The following is a 15,080-nucleotide window of genomic DNA, read 5'->3' on the forward strand; positions in this document are numbered from 1 at the left end:
CCCCGGTATCCGTGAGAGGTATCGCCCACCATGACCACTCCCGACACTCGCCACCGCGCGCCCGCCCGTACCGGGAGTGCCGAGGTGACGGAGGACGCGCCCCTCCCGATGCCGGACGCCGACCCGGCGTCCGGCACCGCTCGCGGGGTCGCCCGACGCTGGCCGGTCGACGTGTGTGTCGCCCTGGTCTTCCTGGCCGGTGCCGGCTGGGTCACCGCCCGCGGGTGGCTCGACCCGTACGGTCGTCTGCTCGGCAGCCGCCCCGACGACCAGGGTTTCAACGAGTGGATGTTGGCGTACGCGGCCCACGCGGTCAGCAACCTGGAGAATCCGTTCTTCACCACGCTGCAGAACGCGCCGAACGGCGTCAACCTGGTGGCCAATGTCGGGTTGCAACTGCCCGGACTGCTACTCAGTCCGGTAACCCTGTTGTTCGGCGCGCCGGTCGCCTACCTGCTGTTCATCACCCTGAACCTGGCCGGCACCGGTTACGCCTGGTACCACGTGCTCTCCCGGCACATGGTGGACTCCCGGGCGGCGGCCTTCCTGGGTGGTCTGTTCTGCGCGTTCGCCCCGGCGCTGGTCTCGCACAGCAACGGCCACCCGCACATGACGGCCCAGTGGCTGGTGCCGTTCATCGTCTGGCGGGTGGTCGCACTGTCCCGGGGCGGGCAGGTGGTCCGCGACGGCCTGGTGTTGGGCGCGCTGGTGATCGCGCAGTTCTTCGTCAGCCTGGAGATCCTCTTCCTCACCGCCCTGGGCTGTCTGATGCTGGCCCTGGCCTACCTCGCCGTCCGGCCGCAGGACGCGGTGCGGCGCTGGCGGGCACTGCTGCTGGGCCTGGCGATCACCGCCGGACTGGTGGCGGTCGCGGCCGCCTACCCGCTGTGGATGTACTTCGCCGGCCCACAGCACCGGACCGGTCATCCCGGCACACCGGACATGTACGCCCTGAAGCTCGGCTCGTTCGTCCGGTACGCCACTCAGTCGGTCGCCGGCGGCCCGACGAGCGCGGTGGGCTGGGCGCCGAACACCACCGAGCAGGCGAGTTTCTACGGCTGGCCCCTGCTGCTGCTCGTCCTCGGTGTGCTCTGCTGGCTGCGCCGCGAGGCCGTCGTACAGGTACTCGGCATCGTCGGCCTGGTGACGGCTCTGTTCTCGATCGGCACCACCTGGACGGTCGGTACCCGCCGTACCGATGTCCCAGCCCCATTCGCGCTCGTGCAGCACCTGCCGGTCTTCGACTCCGTGGTGGTGGCCCGGTTCGCCCTGATCACGACCGTGGCGCTCGGGGTGCTCCTGGCGGTCGCCGTCGACCGTTTCGTGTCCCGCCAGGGCCGACCGGTCAACCGACTGGCCCTCGGTGCGGGTGCCGTGGCCGTGGCCGTCGCGCTCGTGCCCATCATGCCGACGCCGCTGCCGGCACGGGGTCGTGCCCCGGTGCCGGACTTCGTGACCAGCGGCGCCTGGCGTGATCACGTGGCGCCCGGCCGCACCCTGGTGCCCGTGCCGGTCACCCGGATGACGTCGGTCTACTGGGGTTCCGCCGCACTGGCCGGATTCGCGGTGCCGGAGGGCTACTTCCTCGGACCGGTCTCGGCGACCGACGCCACCGGTCGATGGGGGGTCGAGCCGCAGCCGACGGCGAAACTGATCACTGCGGTGTCCGAAGGAAAGCGGGACACCACGGTCGGCCCGGCCGACATCGACCAGGCGCGGGCCGACGTCCGCCACTGGAAGGCCGACGCGGTGGTGCTGCCCGACCGGGGCGCCCGACGGCACGACGCGCTGAAGACCGTGCTCGACAGCCTCTACGGTCCGGGACAGCGAGTGGATGACGTCTGGCTGTGGGACGTCCGCCCGTTGACCGGGTGACCGTCCGCCCCGGGCATCCGGTCAGGGTGACCGCTTCCAGATCAGCAGGAGGTAGCCGCCGAAATAGGTGGCGAACGCGGTCATCGTCAGCAGCACGGTGACGGCCCGCGCCCACCCGGCGCGGGCCAACGCCACGGCGGCGGGCAGCAGCAGCGGGAAGGCCGGCAGCAGAAAGCGGGCTTTGGAGTGGTAGTAGCCGGCCGCGCCCAACGTGGTGACCAGCAGGAGCCCGCTGTAGAGCAGCAACTGCCAGGGCTGCCGGTCGATCACGCTCAGCACGAAGAACATCAGCGCCAGCAGGAGCACCACGCTCACCACGAACAGTTGCGCCGCGGTCGGGTTCGCCAGCACCTCTCGGCTGCGGCGCACCGTGTCGGCACCGAGGTCGAAGGTGCTGCCCCAGCCGGCGGACTGGATGTGGAACCAGCCGTCCGGTCGTCCGACCTCACTGCCCACCCAGGCCAGGTAGCCCAGCCAGCCGGCAGGGGCGAGCAGTGCGGCGGCCCAGGGACGCCAGCCGTCCCGGCGTCGGACGATCGCCACCAGCGCGGCCAGCCCCACCACCGGGATCAACGAGGAGGCGGTCGGCCGGGTCAGGCCGGCGAAGAGGCAGACCACGCCGGCGGTGAGCCAGTGGCCGCGTAGCAGCGCATAGAGCGTCCAGGCGGCGAGGGCGGTGAACAGGGTCTCGCTGTACGCCATCGACTGGACGATGGCGTGCGGCAGGGCGGCCCAGAGTGCGGCGAGCAGCACGCCGGTGCGCCGGTCGTGCAGGTGCGCGCCGATCGCGAACAGCCCCCAGGCGGCGGCCAGGCCGGCCAACCAGGCCACGATCAGCGCCGCGACTTCGGTACTGAGCGGGGACATCCGGTCCAGGGCGGCGGTGAGCCCGGGGTAGAGGGGGAAGAAGGCCATGTTGCTCTGCGTCTTCTCGTACCCGTCATACCCGTGCTGAGCGAGTGCGAGGTACCAGTGCCCGTCCGATTTCATCAGGGACTCGTCAAGGGGGACGCCGACGTTGCCGCCCCAGAAGTGGACGACCACCACGCCGACCATCCGGATCACCGCATAGGCGGCGAGACCCGGCATGGCGTAGCGGGCGGCGGCCCGCAGTCGCCGAAGCCTCCCGGGCCGGCTCGGCCCGCCATCTCCCGGCGGTACTTCCTGGTCGTCCACCACATTCACCCCGGCTGTCCCGTGCGTGCCGACTCGGCATCATGCGGCAGCAGCCCGCGGTGCGGCCAGACTGGCGCGCCACCGACCCGGGACGCCCACCGGCCGTCGAACAGCATGGAGGTTAGCAATCGACACTCGCGCGTCGCGGACGGCCGACGGCGGCGGCCTTTCCGACCTGAATCCTTGTCGTAGACTCGCTCGGGTCCCGCGGACGGCGGCACCGGTTACGACGGAAACGGGCGGGGATGGGATCTGACGGCACGACCGCAGCGGTGGACTTCCGGAGACGCGTCGACAGTGGTTCCCGGCTACAGCCAGGGCCGGCTGGGCTGCTCACGGACACGGCTCTGACCTCGGCGGAGTTGGCCGGATGACCGCGCCCGACGTGACCGTCGTCGTCGCGGTCTACAACACCATGCCGTACCTCACCGAGTGCCTGGACTCGCTCGTCGGACAGAGCATCGGCCTGGACCGGCTCGAGGTGGTCGCGGTCGACGACGGCTCGACCGACGGCAGCGGTGAGGAGCTCGACCGCTACGCCAAGCGGTACCCGGGCACGGTCACGGTGCTGCACCAGCCGAACTCGGGCGGTCCGGCGGCACCGAGCAACCGCGCGCTGGAGGTCGCCCAGGGGCGGTACGTCTTCTTCATCGGCTCCGACGACCACCTGGGGCCGGAGGCGTTGGAGCGGCTGGTGGACGCCGCCGACCGGTGGGGCTCGGACGTGGTGCTCGGCCGGATGGTCGGCACCAACAACCGCTACGTCCACCAGGCCATCTATGCCAGCACCTCGGAGCAGGTCGACCTCTTCGACAGCGAGCTGCCCTGGTCGCTGTCGAACACCAAGCTGTTCCGGCGGGACCTGATCGAGCGGCACGGCCTGCGGTTCCGCGAGGACATGCGGATGGGCAGCGACCAGCCCTTCACGCTGGAGGCCTGCGTACGCGCCGGGCGGATCTCGGTCCTCGCCGACTACGTCTACTACTACGCGGTCAAACGGGACAACGCGCAGAACATCACCTATGCCAGTCGGTTCGAGGAGCGACTGCGCTGCGCCGAGGAGTTGGTCGAGTTCGTCGCCGGGCTGATCGAGCCCGGGCCCCGGCGTGACGCGATCCTGCTGCGGAACTTCAGCTGGGAGGTGGCCAAGCTGCTCCAGGCCGACTTCCTCGACCTCGAACCGGCTCGGCAGGAGCAGGCCCACCAGCGGATCCGCCGGCTCGTCGAGAATCACCTCACCGACGGCATCCGCGAGCGGCTCGCTCCCGCCGTCCGGTTGCGCCTGCTGGCCGCCGGGTACGGGGACCTGGAGCGGCTGCTCCAGTTGATCCGCCAGCAGAAGGACGGCGCGCTGCCCGAGGTGACCGTCGTCGGCGACCGCGGCTACGCCCACTACTTCGGTTTCCGCGACGCGGGGCTGGGCTTTCCGGACGAGTGGTACGACGTGACCGAGCGGGCCGCCAAGCAGGCGATCAAGGTCACCGCGACCCAGTTGGCATGGGAACGCGACGAGACCGGCGCGCAGACGCTCGTGCTCACGGCGCACAGCCCCTGGGCGCAGTTGGCGGGGTTCCCGCCGCAGGCGGTCCAGGTGAGCCTCGGCGGGCTGGCGGCCGCCGTCACGCTGCGTCCGGGTGGGCCGGGTACCGTCGTACGGGCGCAATGGCCGCTGCACCAGTTGCTCGGCATCGGGGTGGCGGGCGCGGAGCCGCGCAAGGTCGAGGCCAAGCTCAGCGTGCTGGGTGGGGCGGCCACGACCGCGCTGCGGGCAGAGGGACGCCCTGCCGCGCCACGTCGGGCGGCCCGGCGCGGGTTCCGTCTGTACCTGGTCACGCCGCACACGGATCGCAAGCACCGTGTGATCCTGATGATCACGTCTGTCACGTCGCGCCGGATAGTCGCCCGTTTGACCACCAAGTGGTCGTCGAGAGGAAAGTAGTTCCATGAACATCTGCGTCGTCGCCCTCGGGAAGATCGGCCTGCCGTTGGCCGTACAGTTCGCCTCGAAGGGACACCGGGTGATCGGTGCCGACGTCTCCGAGCGGGTCGTCCAGCTGGTCAACGACGGGGCCGTGCCGTTCCCCGGCGAGACGGACCTGGACGTCAAGCTGAAGGAGGCGGTGGCCGCCGGGCTGCTGTCGGCGACCACCGACACCACTGCGGCGGTGGCCGAGTCCGAGGCGGTCGTGGTGGTCGTGCCCCTGTTCGTGGACGCCGAGGGCGTGCCGGACTTCGGCTGGATGGACGACGCGACCCGGGCGATCGCCGCCGGCCTCAAGCCGGGCACCCTGGTCAGCTACGAGACCACCCTGCCGGTCGGCACCACCCGCGACCGGTGGGCCCCGATGCTCCAGGAGGGCTCCGGGCTCACCGCCGGCAAGGACTTCCACCTGGTCTTCAGCCCGGAGCGGGTGCTCACCGGCCGGGTCTTCGCCGACCTGCGCCGCTACCCGAAGCTGGTCGGCGGCGTCGACGAGGCGTCGGGCGAGCACGGCGTGCGCTTCTACGAGGCGGTGCTGGACTTCGACGAGCGGCCCGACCTGGACCGTCCGAACGGCGTCTGGGACCTGGGCTCGGCCGAGGCCTCCGAGCTGGCCAAGCTCGCCGAGACGACCTACCGGGACGTGAACATCGGCCTGGCGAACCAGTTCGCCCGCTTCGCCGACACGGTGGGTGTCGACGTCACCAAGGTGATCGAGGCCTGCAACACGCAGCCGTACAGCCACATCCACTCGCCGGGTATCGCCGTCGGTGGGCACTGCATCCCGGTCTATCCCCGGATGTACCTGTGGAACGACCCGGCGGCCACCGTGGTGCGGTCGGCCCGGGAGGCCAACGTGGCCATGCCGGAGTACGCCGTCGACCTCCTGGCCGCCGCCTACGGTGACCTGACCGGCGTCGGTGTGCTGGTGCTCGGCGCCGCCTACCGGGGCGGGGTCAAGGAGACGGCCTTCTCCGGTGTCTTCCCGACCGTGGAGGCGCTGCGCCGCCGGGGCGCGACGCCGTACGTCACCGACCCGATGTACACCAACGAGGAACTTGTGGCGCACGGCCTGCCGGGTTACGCCGGAGAGCCGGTCGGCGCCGCCGTCGTCCAGGCCGACCACGCCGAGTACCGGACGCTCGCTCCCGCCGACCTGCCCGGCGTGACGGTGCTGGTGGACGGCCGGCGGGTCACCGACCCGGACCGTTGGGCGGGTGTGCGCCGAGTGGTCATCGGCGGCTGAACGAAACGGTGACGGGCCCGGCGACCGCGTCGCCGGGCCCGTGCCGTTGTCCGGGTCAGCCGCGCTGCGGCGGGTGGTCCACGTCGCGCGAGACGACCTCGCCGCGCTCGTCGACCCAACCCTTCGGCCGCGCCGGGTTGCCCGCCACGAGTTGGTACGGCGCGACGTCCCGGGTGACCACCGAACCGGCGGCGATCATCGCGTACTCGCCGACCTCGATGCCGCAGACCAGCGTGGCGTTCGCACCGATCGAGGCGCCCCGGCGTACCACGGTGGGGGTGATCTTCCAGTCCGGGTTCTGCGCGCGGGGGCGGAAGTCGTTGGTGAAGACCGCGCACGGGCCCACGAACACCTCGTCCTCCAGGGTCACCCCCTGGTAGACGGAGACGTTGTTCTGGATCTTCACGAGGTCGCCGACCGTGACACCCGCGTCGACGTACACGTTGCGTCCGATCACGCAGCCAGCGCCGACCTGCGCGGACGACCGGACGTGGGCCAGGTGCCACACCTTGGTCCCGTCGCCGACCTGGGCGCCCTGTTCGACGTCAGCGGTCGGGTGCACGAAGACGGTGGAGGCGCTCTCGTCAGTCAACCTTGGATCCCATCGGGTCACGGGGGCATCGAACGTGGCGTAGCATACCCACCTCCGGTCGGACCCTTCGAAAGCCACGGTCGTCCACGTCCGGCCCCGGCGAGCCAGGTCCTCACGTCGGTCCGACTCGGCATACCCTCGGTGCCGTTCATCCAGCACGATGCCCACTCACGCCGGCCGTCGACGCCGGGCCGGGCAGCCCTGCGCCTACCACGAAGGACCCCTGTCGATGACCGACCAGACCGTCGCCGCCACCGTCCCGACAGCGGTCGACGGACCGACCGCACCGGGCCGCCTGCGGTCGGTCGGCCGCCGGGTCGGTGCCGTGACCGCCGTGCTGCCCGCCGTTCTCACCGACGGTGCCGTACTGGCCTTCGCGCTCTGGACGCTGCTGTACCACGCGGCCCTTCCGCTCGGTCTCGCCCCGTCGTCGACGTTCCGGATCTGGTTGGTCTCCTGTGTGGTGGTGGTCCTGCTCACGCCACCGCTGCGATGGTGGTGGCGTCGGCGCGCCGGCCGGGCCGCCCCGGACAGCGGGACGCCGCAGGCGGCCGACACGGATCGGGGAACCGGCACGGAGCCGGGGGGCGAACCGCCCGGCCGGACGCCGGGGGCCCCGCGTCGGTGGACCGTGCCGGTCCTGTTCTTCGGCGTTGTCGCGGCGATCACCGCCGGCCTGGCCGGAACGCCGGCCGGCGACGGTCTGTCCTGGTGGGTGCCGGCCTCGGCGGGGGCGGTGGCCGCCGTCGGCGCGGTGCTGCTGACCCGGCGGACCTGGCGGGTCACCCCGGCAACCCGGCCACCCACGCCGGCACCGACCGCCGCGCAGTCGGCGTACGCGCTGCTGGTCTCTGGTCTGGTCGCGGTGGCCTCGCTGCTCATCGCCCGGAACACCCCCGACGACGTCTACTACGTGGGCCGGTCGGTGTGGGTGGCGCAACGGGACGTCGTCCCGCTCAACGACTTCCTGTTCAGCGAGAACGTGCTCCCGGCGATGGCCTCGCTGCCGCCGACCGCCAGCATCGAGGTCTTCGCCGGTGCGCTCGGTCGGTTCCTCGACATCCACGCCGCCTCGGCGACCTGGTACGTGCTGCTGCCGGTGCTGGCCGTGCTGGCCGTGCTGGCCCTCTGGCGGGTGGTGCAGCAGTGGGCCCCCCGACGTCCGGTGCTCGCGTTCACCGTGGCGATCGCCTTCCTCGGTCTGGTCGCCGGCCCGGACGCCGCCCTGGGCACCTTCCACCTGCCCCGGCTCTACGAGGGCAAGGGAATGTTCGTCTCCGCCGTCGTGCCGCTGATGTGGTACTACCTGACCCGCTGGTTCGACGACCGGTCCCCGCGCATCCTGGTGCTGATCGTCGCGCTGTCGGTCACCGCGATCGGGCTCAGCACCACCGCGGCGATCATCCTGCCGATGCTGGTCGGTGGCGCCGCACTGATGATGACGTTGGTCGGCCGCTGGAAGGCGGCGCTGGTCGCCGGTGTGGCCGCCGTGGCGTACCCGGTCGGCGCGGTGATCGTGACGCAGTTGGTCCTCGGGCAGGGCACCGCGACCGGGGCGGACGCGATCGTCTACGACGCCGAGTACACCTACCGGCGTACCTTCGAGGTCGGCATCGTCGGCGTGATCGGCGGGCTGGCGCTGTGGTGCGGGCCGCTGCTGGTCCGCCGCCGCACCCCCGCCCTGCTGGCGGCCGGTGGCACCCTGACGCTGAGCGTCCTGCTGGTGCCGGGCGTGCTGGAGTGGCTCGCCGCGCTCACCGGCATCTCGGTGGTCCTCTGGCGGGTGCCGTGGTTGCTCGCCCTGCCCGCGTTGGTCGGGCTGCTCTGCACGGTCTGGCTGCCCACCGGGCTGCGGGCCGTGCGCGCCCTGGTGGGGGTGGCGCTGGCCGGGGTGATGGTGGCCTCGTTCGCCGGGTACGCCACTCCGATGTGGTCGGAGCGTAGCTGGGTGGAGGTGCACGACCGGCCGACCTGGAAGTTGCCGCAGCACCGGCAGAGCATCGTGTTCTGGATCGACGGTCTGGACCGGCCGGACGGCTTCCTGCTCGCGCCCGACACCATCATGCGGACCACGCCGATCGTGACCAGCGAGATGCGGGTCGTCCTGCCGCGCGACTTCTATCTGGTCGAGTACGACCTGACGTCGCAGTTCGCCAAGGATCGGCTGTTGCTGACCCGGTTCGCCAACGGGGCACCGGCCGACGAGCGTCCCACCCCGGAGGAGGTCGCCGGGGCGTTGGAGCGGGTGGACGTCGGCACGATCTGTGTCTATGGCGGAAACCGCCACGCCCGTCAGACCGCCGGCGAACTGGGTTACGTCGAGTTCGCCAGCCGTCGGGTGCCGGGCCGGTCCGGCATCGTGGTCTGTCTGCGTCGTGTCTGAGGGTGCGCGCGTTCGGCCTGGTCACGCCGACTGTCCACGGCGGGCGGTCAGCGGTGCGGGCAACGGTGGTTTGGGAGAAAGATGCCTGATACCCGACCTTCGTCCCGACGGCACTTCGCGTTAAGGTCGCAGCTACGCTGGCGGCCGTCGACGCGCATCCAGCCGGTCATCGATCTCGTAAGGGAGCACTCTCGTTGTTCGGCATGTTGACTTCGCGCGTGGGAGTCGCCCCGCGTGGCGCCCTGCTGCTGGCGTCCTATCTGGTGCTGCTCGTCGCCGGTGCCTTCGGCTGGGTCGGTCTCTTCGCGGTCGCCGGTCTGGCGGCGGTGCTCGGTGAGTTCGCCGCCGTGCGGTGGTCGCCGGCCAGCGTGACGTTGTTGGAGAAGGTCGGCGTCAGCCTGGTCTACCGGCAGTTGGCTCGCGACCTGTCGGTGGTGCTGCTGGTCGCCGCCCACGTGCCGGTGACCGGTGTCGAGCTGACCCTGCTGCTCCTGCTGCCCGCCGTGGTGTGGCTGATCGCGGTCTTCGCCGGGGCCTTCAACCGGATGATCGACCGCCGTACCGCCGACTCGGCGCTGGTGCGCAACATCGATCTGGGCCGCAAGCGGTCCGCGCCCCGCCCGCCGGGATGGGTCGCCGAGGCGGCCGGCGACCGGTTGCCGTGGACGAACGTCCTGCTCGTCCCGGCTGCGGTGGTGGCCGTCGTCGCGAGCGACGTGATGCCGGTCTTCGTGGCTGGTGCGGTGGCCGTCGGGCTGGCCGGGGTGATCGGCGGCATCGTCGCGCTCACCTGGCTGCGTGGGCGGGGTGCCGGGCAGAGTTCGCCGCTGCCGGCCGTGCAGCAGTGGTTGAACAGCTACCGCCCGGAGGTGGCGCTGTACTTCGCCGGCCCGGCCAAGGACGTCTACCAGGCGAACATGTGGCTGGCGCCGATCGAGGCCGTGGGGCGTCACGCGGTGGTGCTGATGCGCAACCGGGACGCCTTCCTGGAGCTGGCCGACACCCGGCTGCCGGTGGTCTTCGTGCCGGCCGCGCCGGACTTCATGAACCTGGACAAGAGCAGCATCCAGGTGACGCTGTACGCCGCCAACGTCGGGCCGAACATCCACATGTTGCGGGAGCCCGGCATGAAGCACGTCTTCGTCGGGCACGGTGACAGTGACAAGGCGGCCAGCGTCAACCCGTACAGCAAGGTCTACGACGAGGTGTGGGTCGCCGGCCTGGCCGGTCGGGAACGGTACGCGCGGGCCGGGGTGGGCGTGCTGGACGCCGACATCGTGGAGATCGGCCGCCCGCAGTTGGCCGGCGTGCACACCTTCGGCTCGGAGGCCGTGGACCGCCCGTTCACCGTGCTGTACGCGCCCACCTGGGAGGGGTGGCTCGACGACGACCCCTACCACACCTCGCTGATGCTGATGGGGGAGCGGATCGTGGCCGCGCTGCTGGCCACCCGTCCCGCCGTCCGGCTGATCTACAAGCCGCACCCGCTGACCGGGACCCGGTCCAAGCAGGCCAAGGCGGTGCACCAGCGGATCGTCGAGCGGATCCGGGCGGCCGGCGGCGACGTCGACGCGTCCGGCCTGGACGGGCCGGCGCACCGGGTGGTCACCGGTCGGGTGCCCGCGCTGTTCGACTGCTTCAACCAGACCGACCTGCTGATCAGCGACGTCTCCAGCGTGGTGTCGGACTTCGTGCAGAGCCAGCGGCCGTACGTGGTGGCCAACCCGGCCGGGCTGCCCGAGGATGAGTTCCGGCGGACCTTCCCCACCTCGCGGGCGGCGTACCTGCTCGCCGCGGACTGTGGTGAGCTGGAGAAGATCGTCGCGGTGACCAGAGCCGGTGACGACCCGATGACCGAGGCCCGTCGGGAGCTGAAGACCTATCTGCTCGGCCCGGCCGAGGCGAACCCGATGGACCGGTTCGCCGAGGAGATCGGGCGGCTCTGCCGCTGACCGACATCACGACCGCCACGCGCCCGGGACGACCTGTCGTCCCGGGCGCGTCGTCGTCCGGCATCGGGCTGAGCACCTCCGGGTCGTGCGTGGGGCCGTCGTCCGGCATGCGGCGCGGCGTCGTCCCGGCCGGAAACGAGCCGGCAGGCGGCGCGCCGGGACCGGTTTTGTCCGGTACGGGCCCGGCCGGGCGCGCGGACGGGCATGCTCGGAGGCAGGTCGCGGGAGAGGGGACGGGCGTGGAGAGCTACCACGAGGACTGGACCGACAGCCAGCGGGCGCTCTACGACGAGTGCTACCGGGCCGGTGCGGACTGGGCCGGCGACCCCGACACCGCTGCGGAGGACGTCCAGCAGGTGATCAACCTCGGCCAGGCCGACGACGACACGCTCGCCGATGCCGAGATCGACTTCCCGCCCCTGGTCGACGCGGTCACCGAGGCCACGGGTGAGCTGGTCACCACCGTGCCGGCCAGCCACGACGATCCCGCCTTCCGGGGCTTCGTGGACGGCGTACGCGACGCCACCGCCGACGAGGTCTTCGGCCTCTGAACCACCGTCACCCGGCCCTGGGCCTGTCACCCGGGGCGGTTGTCTGCGACCATCTAAGGTCAGTTCCGCCGACCGTGTCCCCACGGTCGGCGCAGTCGACCGGGACCATGCGGGGTCAGCGGAGCAGACCGAACGGGGAGGCCGGGTGCGCATCCTGCTGGTCGAGGACGACCGTCGGGTGGCCGCCGCGTTGTCGTCCGCGCTGACGCGTCGCGGCTACGAGGTGGAGCACGCGGCGACCGTCACCGCCGCCCTCTCCGCCGCGCCGTGCGATCTGGTGCTTCTCGACCTCACGCTGCCCGACGGCGACGGCACCGACCTCTGCCGGGAGCTGCGCCGCCGCAGCAACCAGCTCGGCATCATCGCGGTGACGGCCCGGGGCGAGGAGCGGGACCGGGTGCTCGGTCTGCGGCTCGGCGCCGACGACTACGTGGTCAAGCCCTTCTCGATGGTCGAGTTGCAGGCGCGCATCGAGGCGGTGCTGCGGCGGGCCTCGCACGCGGTGCCGGAGCGCAACCTGATCGAGGCCGGGCGGCTGCGCATCGACGTGGCGGCCCGTACGGTCACCGTGGCCGAACGCCCGGTCGCGTTGACCCGCAAGGAGTTCGACGTGCTGGTCTCGCTGGCCCGGCAGCCCGGCGTCGCGGTGCCCCGCGACCGGATCCTGCTGGACGCCTGGGGGACCACCTTCGCCGACCGGCACACCGTCGAGGTGCACGTCGGGTCGTTGCGGAGCAAGCTCGGCGACGCGCGGCTGGTGGAGACCGTCCGTGGCGTCGGCTACCGACTGCGGAGCGAGTGAGTGCGCCGCCGGTTGGTGATCAGCTACCTCCTGCTGATGGTGTTGGTGCTGGCGGCGTTGGGCCTGCCGCTGGGGATGACGCTGACCACGCGGGAGACCGAACGGGTCCGGGCGGACCGGACCGCCGACGCCACCCGGTTCGCCTCGCTGGCCGGTCCGGCCCTGCGCAGCGGTGTCTCCGGTCCGTTGGACGCCGAGTTGAGCAGCTACGACGAGCTGTTCGGCATCGGCGCGGCGGTGGTCGACCGGGACCGGCGGGTGGTGGTCGCGTCGGGCAGCTACCGGCCGGGCACGGGCACCCGCGAGGCGCTGGACGTCGCCCTCTCCGGCCAGCAGACCAGTGGACCGGAGTCGGTCTGGCCCTGGCTGTCCGGGCCGATCGTGGTGGCGGTGCCGATCAACGACGGCGGCGAGGTGCTCGGCGCGGTGGTGACCGCGACCCCGTCCGACGGGGTACGCCGGACCGTGGCCACCTGGTGGCTGCTGCTCGCCGCGCTGGGCACGCTGGCGGTGCTGGCCTGCGTGCTCACCGCGTTCGGGCTGGCCGGTTGGGTGCTGCGCCCGGTCACCGAGCTGGACGCGGTCACCCACGAGATCGCCGAGGGGGACCGGGGTGCCCGGGTGCAGCATCAGGTGGGCCCGCCGGAGCTGCGCCGCCTGGCGGCGAGCTTCAACCACATGGCCGACGCCGTCTCCGACGTGATGGACCGGCAACGCGCGTTCGTCGCGCACGCCAGCCACCAGCTCCGCAACCCGTTGACCGCGTTGCGGTTGCGGGTCGAGGAGCTGGGACCGAGCCTGACCGACGAGGACGGCCGCGCCGAGCACCGGCTGGCCCTGGAGGAGACCGATCGGCTGGCGCTGCTGCTCGACGCGCTGCTCACCCTGGCTCGCGCCGAGCGGCGGGAGAACCAGCGGGTGACCGTCGACGCGGTGGCGGTGGCCGCGTCCCGGGTCGCCGCCTGGGAGCCGTTGGCCCGGCACCGCAAGGTCGCCCTGCGCCTGGCGGCCGACCCGGCGCCGACGTACGCCCGGACCGTGCCGACCGCCATCGACCAGGCGCTGGACGCGCTGATCGACAACGCGGTGAAGTTCAGCGGGGTGGGCGGCGAGGTGACCGTGTCCGTCGCGACCCGCGAGGGCGGGATCGCCCTGGAGGTACGCGACACCGGCCCGGGCATGACCCCCGACCAGCTCGGCCAGGCCACCGAACGGTTCTGGCGGGCACCGGAGGTGCAGAACGTCGACGGTGCCGGGCTGGGCCTGACCATCGCCGCGGTGCTCGTCGACGCCTCCGACGGCCGGTTGACCATGCACCCGAACTCACCCCGGGGCCTGGTGGCCGCCCTGTGGTTCCCGGCGGCCACCGAGCCGGCCGACCTCGCCGCACCGGACGCGCCGCCCGGTCCGGCCCCCACCGAGCCGGTGCCGCCCGCCTCGGTGGCCGGCGAGGGTCAGGGCTTGCTGGCGCGGTAGTAGTCGGCGGCGCCCGGGTGCAGCGGCAGCGGTGAGGTGGCGATCGCCGAGCGGGGGCTCATCCGACCGGCCGCCGGGTGCGCGCTGGCCAGTTCGGAGCGCCGTTCCATCAGCAGCCGGGTCACCTCGCGCACCAGCGGTTCCGGCAGGTCGGCGCGGACCAGCAGATAGTTGGGGTTGGCCACGGTGGTGACCGCGTCGATGCCGTACACCGAGCGGGGGATGTCCCGCGGCACGTACACCTCCGGGTTGCCCACCCGCAGCGGGGCGGTCCACTCGCCCAGGTCGACGATGCGGGTCGGGGTGTCCTGGGCGAACTGGGCCACGGCCCGCACCGGGAGCCCGCCGGAGAAGAAGAACGCGTCGATCCGCCCCTCCCGCAGTGCGGCCACCGAGTCGTCGAGGCCGAGCCGTTCCTGGCGTACCTGGCCGTCGTCGAGGTCGGCGGCGGTGAGCAGTCGCTGCACCGTGATCTCGGTGCCGGAGCCGGGCGCGCCGACCGACACCCGCCGCCCCCGCAGGTCGGTGAGGGTCTGCACCGGGCTGTTCGCGGTGGTGACCAGGTGCAGCAGGTCGTCGTAGACCCGGGCGACCGCCACCACCTGTGGGTGCGGGCCGGGATCGGCGGGCAGCACGTCGGCCTGGGTGAAACCGAGTTCGGCCTCGCGGGCGCCGAGGAGCCGGACGTTCTCCGCCGAGGCGGCGGTGACCATCACCTCGGCGCGGACGTCGGGCAGTTCCCGGTTGAGGATGGCGGCCAGGGACTCGCCGAAGGCGTGGTACACGGCGGTCGGGCTGCCGGTGGCGATCCGGATATGCACTGTCTTGTCCGGAGATTCCCGGCAGGCGCTGAGACCGGGCAGGGCCAGCAACACGGTCAGCGCCAGCGTCGCGCGGGCGCCGCGTCGCCGGGCTCGGGCGGTGTACCGGGTACGGCTCACGGGCAGCACTGTGCGCCGCCGAACCCCTGTGGCGCAAGCCCAGAGGCGGCGGAAGCGCTCTCCGAACGGCCCCGGCGGGTCTGCCGGGGCCGTCCGGGTGGCCCT

General features: G+C 72.1%; 11 protein-coding genes. 8 read left to right on the forward strand and 3 right to left on the reverse strand.

All coding sequences use genetic code 11. From position 1 onward, the window contains the following. The first annotated feature begins 84 nt into the window (after positions 1 to 84). Positions 85 to 1,875 (forward strand): DUF6311 domain-containing protein, encoded by a 1,791-nt coding sequence (locus ACZ31C_RS22085; protein ID WP_465796880.1) that lies wholly within the window; start codon positions 85 to 87, stop codon positions 1,873 to 1,875. Positions 1,876 to 1,896: 21 nt separating this feature from the next. Here ACZ31C_RS22085 and ACZ31C_RS22090 read toward each other — a convergent pair whose 3' ends face one another. After that, positions 1,897 to 3,051, reverse strand: coding sequence for a hypothetical protein (locus ACZ31C_RS22090; RefSeq protein WP_465796881.1), 1,155 nt, complete (start codon positions 3,049 to 3,051; stop codon positions 1,897 to 1,899). Between the two features lie 370 nt (positions 3,052 to 3,421). On the opposite strand from ACZ31C_RS22090, the gene ACZ31C_RS22095 reads away from it, so the two are divergent. Next, positions 3,422 to 4,990, forward strand: a complete 1,569-nt coding sequence (locus tag ACZ31C_RS22095) for a glycosyltransferase family 2 protein (RefSeq protein WP_465796882.1) — start codon at positions 3,422 to 3,424, stop codon at positions 4,988 to 4,990. Positions 4,991 to 4,994: 4 nt separating this feature from the next. Further along, positions 4,995 to 6,278, forward strand: a complete 1,284-nt coding sequence (locus ACZ31C_RS22100; RefSeq protein WP_449947938.1) for a nucleotide sugar dehydrogenase — start codon at positions 4,995 to 4,997, stop codon at positions 6,276 to 6,278. A gap of 55 nt (positions 6,279 to 6,333) precedes the next feature. Here ACZ31C_RS22100 and ACZ31C_RS22105 read toward each other — a convergent pair whose 3' ends face one another. Next, positions 6,334 to 6,870, reverse strand: coding sequence for an acyltransferase (locus tag ACZ31C_RS22105; protein ID WP_465796883.1), 537 nt, complete (start codon positions 6,868 to 6,870; stop codon positions 6,334 to 6,336). Positions 6,871 to 7,099: 229 nt separating this feature from the next. Between ACZ31C_RS22105 and ACZ31C_RS22110 the strand changes: the two genes are divergently transcribed. The 5 genes from ACZ31C_RS22110 (at position 7,100) to ACZ31C_RS22130 (ending at position 14,034) form a co-directional block, all read left to right on the forward strand. Further along, entirely contained in the window at positions 7,100 to 9,253 is a 2,154-nt protein-coding gene (locus ACZ31C_RS22110) for a DUF6077 domain-containing protein (protein WP_465796884.1), read from the forward strand. Between the two features lie 194 nt (positions 9,254 to 9,447). Further along, on the forward strand, positions 9,448 to 11,205 hold the full coding sequence (locus ACZ31C_RS22115) for a CDP-glycerol glycerophosphotransferase family protein (RefSeq protein ID WP_465796885.1): 1,758 nt from the start codon (positions 9,448 to 9,450) through the stop codon (positions 11,203 to 11,205). A 239-nt stretch (positions 11,206 to 11,444) separates the two neighbouring features. Further along, positions 11,445 to 11,756 carry a hypothetical protein gene (locus ACZ31C_RS22120; RefSeq protein WP_350695278.1) on the forward strand — a complete coding sequence of 104 codons (312 nt, stop codon included), beginning with the start codon at positions 11,445 to 11,447 and terminating at the stop codon, positions 11,754 to 11,756. 145 nt (positions 11,757 to 11,901) lie between these two features. Beyond that, positions 11,902 to 12,558, forward strand: coding sequence for a response regulator transcription factor (locus tag ACZ31C_RS22125; RefSeq protein ID WP_396746364.1), 657 nt, complete (start codon positions 11,902 to 11,904; stop codon positions 12,556 to 12,558). After that, a complete protein-coding gene (locus ACZ31C_RS22130; RefSeq protein ID WP_396746367.1) occupies positions 12,559 to 14,034 on the forward strand; it encodes a sensor histidine kinase in 1,476 nt (491 codons plus the stop codon). It begins immediately after the preceding gene. On the opposite strand, the gene ACZ31C_RS22135 is transcribed toward ACZ31C_RS22130, so the two are convergent. Continuing rightward, positions 14,013 to 14,975, reverse strand: a complete 963-nt coding sequence (locus ACZ31C_RS22135) for a TAXI family TRAP transporter solute-binding subunit (RefSeq protein ID WP_396746370.1) — start codon at positions 14,973 to 14,975, stop codon at positions 14,013 to 14,015. The genes ACZ31C_RS22130 and ACZ31C_RS22135 overlap by 22 nt on opposite strands. Between the last annotated feature and the right edge of the window lie 105 nt (positions 14,976 to 15,080).

Source organism: Micromonospora sp. NPDC023869 (genome assembly GCF_055559695.1).

What these genes read in the sequence shown, in the direction of transcription:
- ACZ31C_RS22110 (WP_465796884.1), top strand. Translation starts at nt 7,100, where the DNA reads ATGACCGACCAGACCGTCGCCGCCACCGTCCCGACAGCGGTCGACGGA.
- ACZ31C_RS22095 (WP_465796882.1), top strand. Translation starts at nt 3,422, where the DNA reads ATGACCGCGCCCGACGTGACCGTCGTCGTCGCGGTCTACAACACCATG.
- ACZ31C_RS22100 (WP_449947938.1), top strand. Translation starts at nt 4,995, where the DNA reads ATGAACATCTGCGTCGTCGCCCTCGGGAAGATCGGCCTGCCGTTGGCC.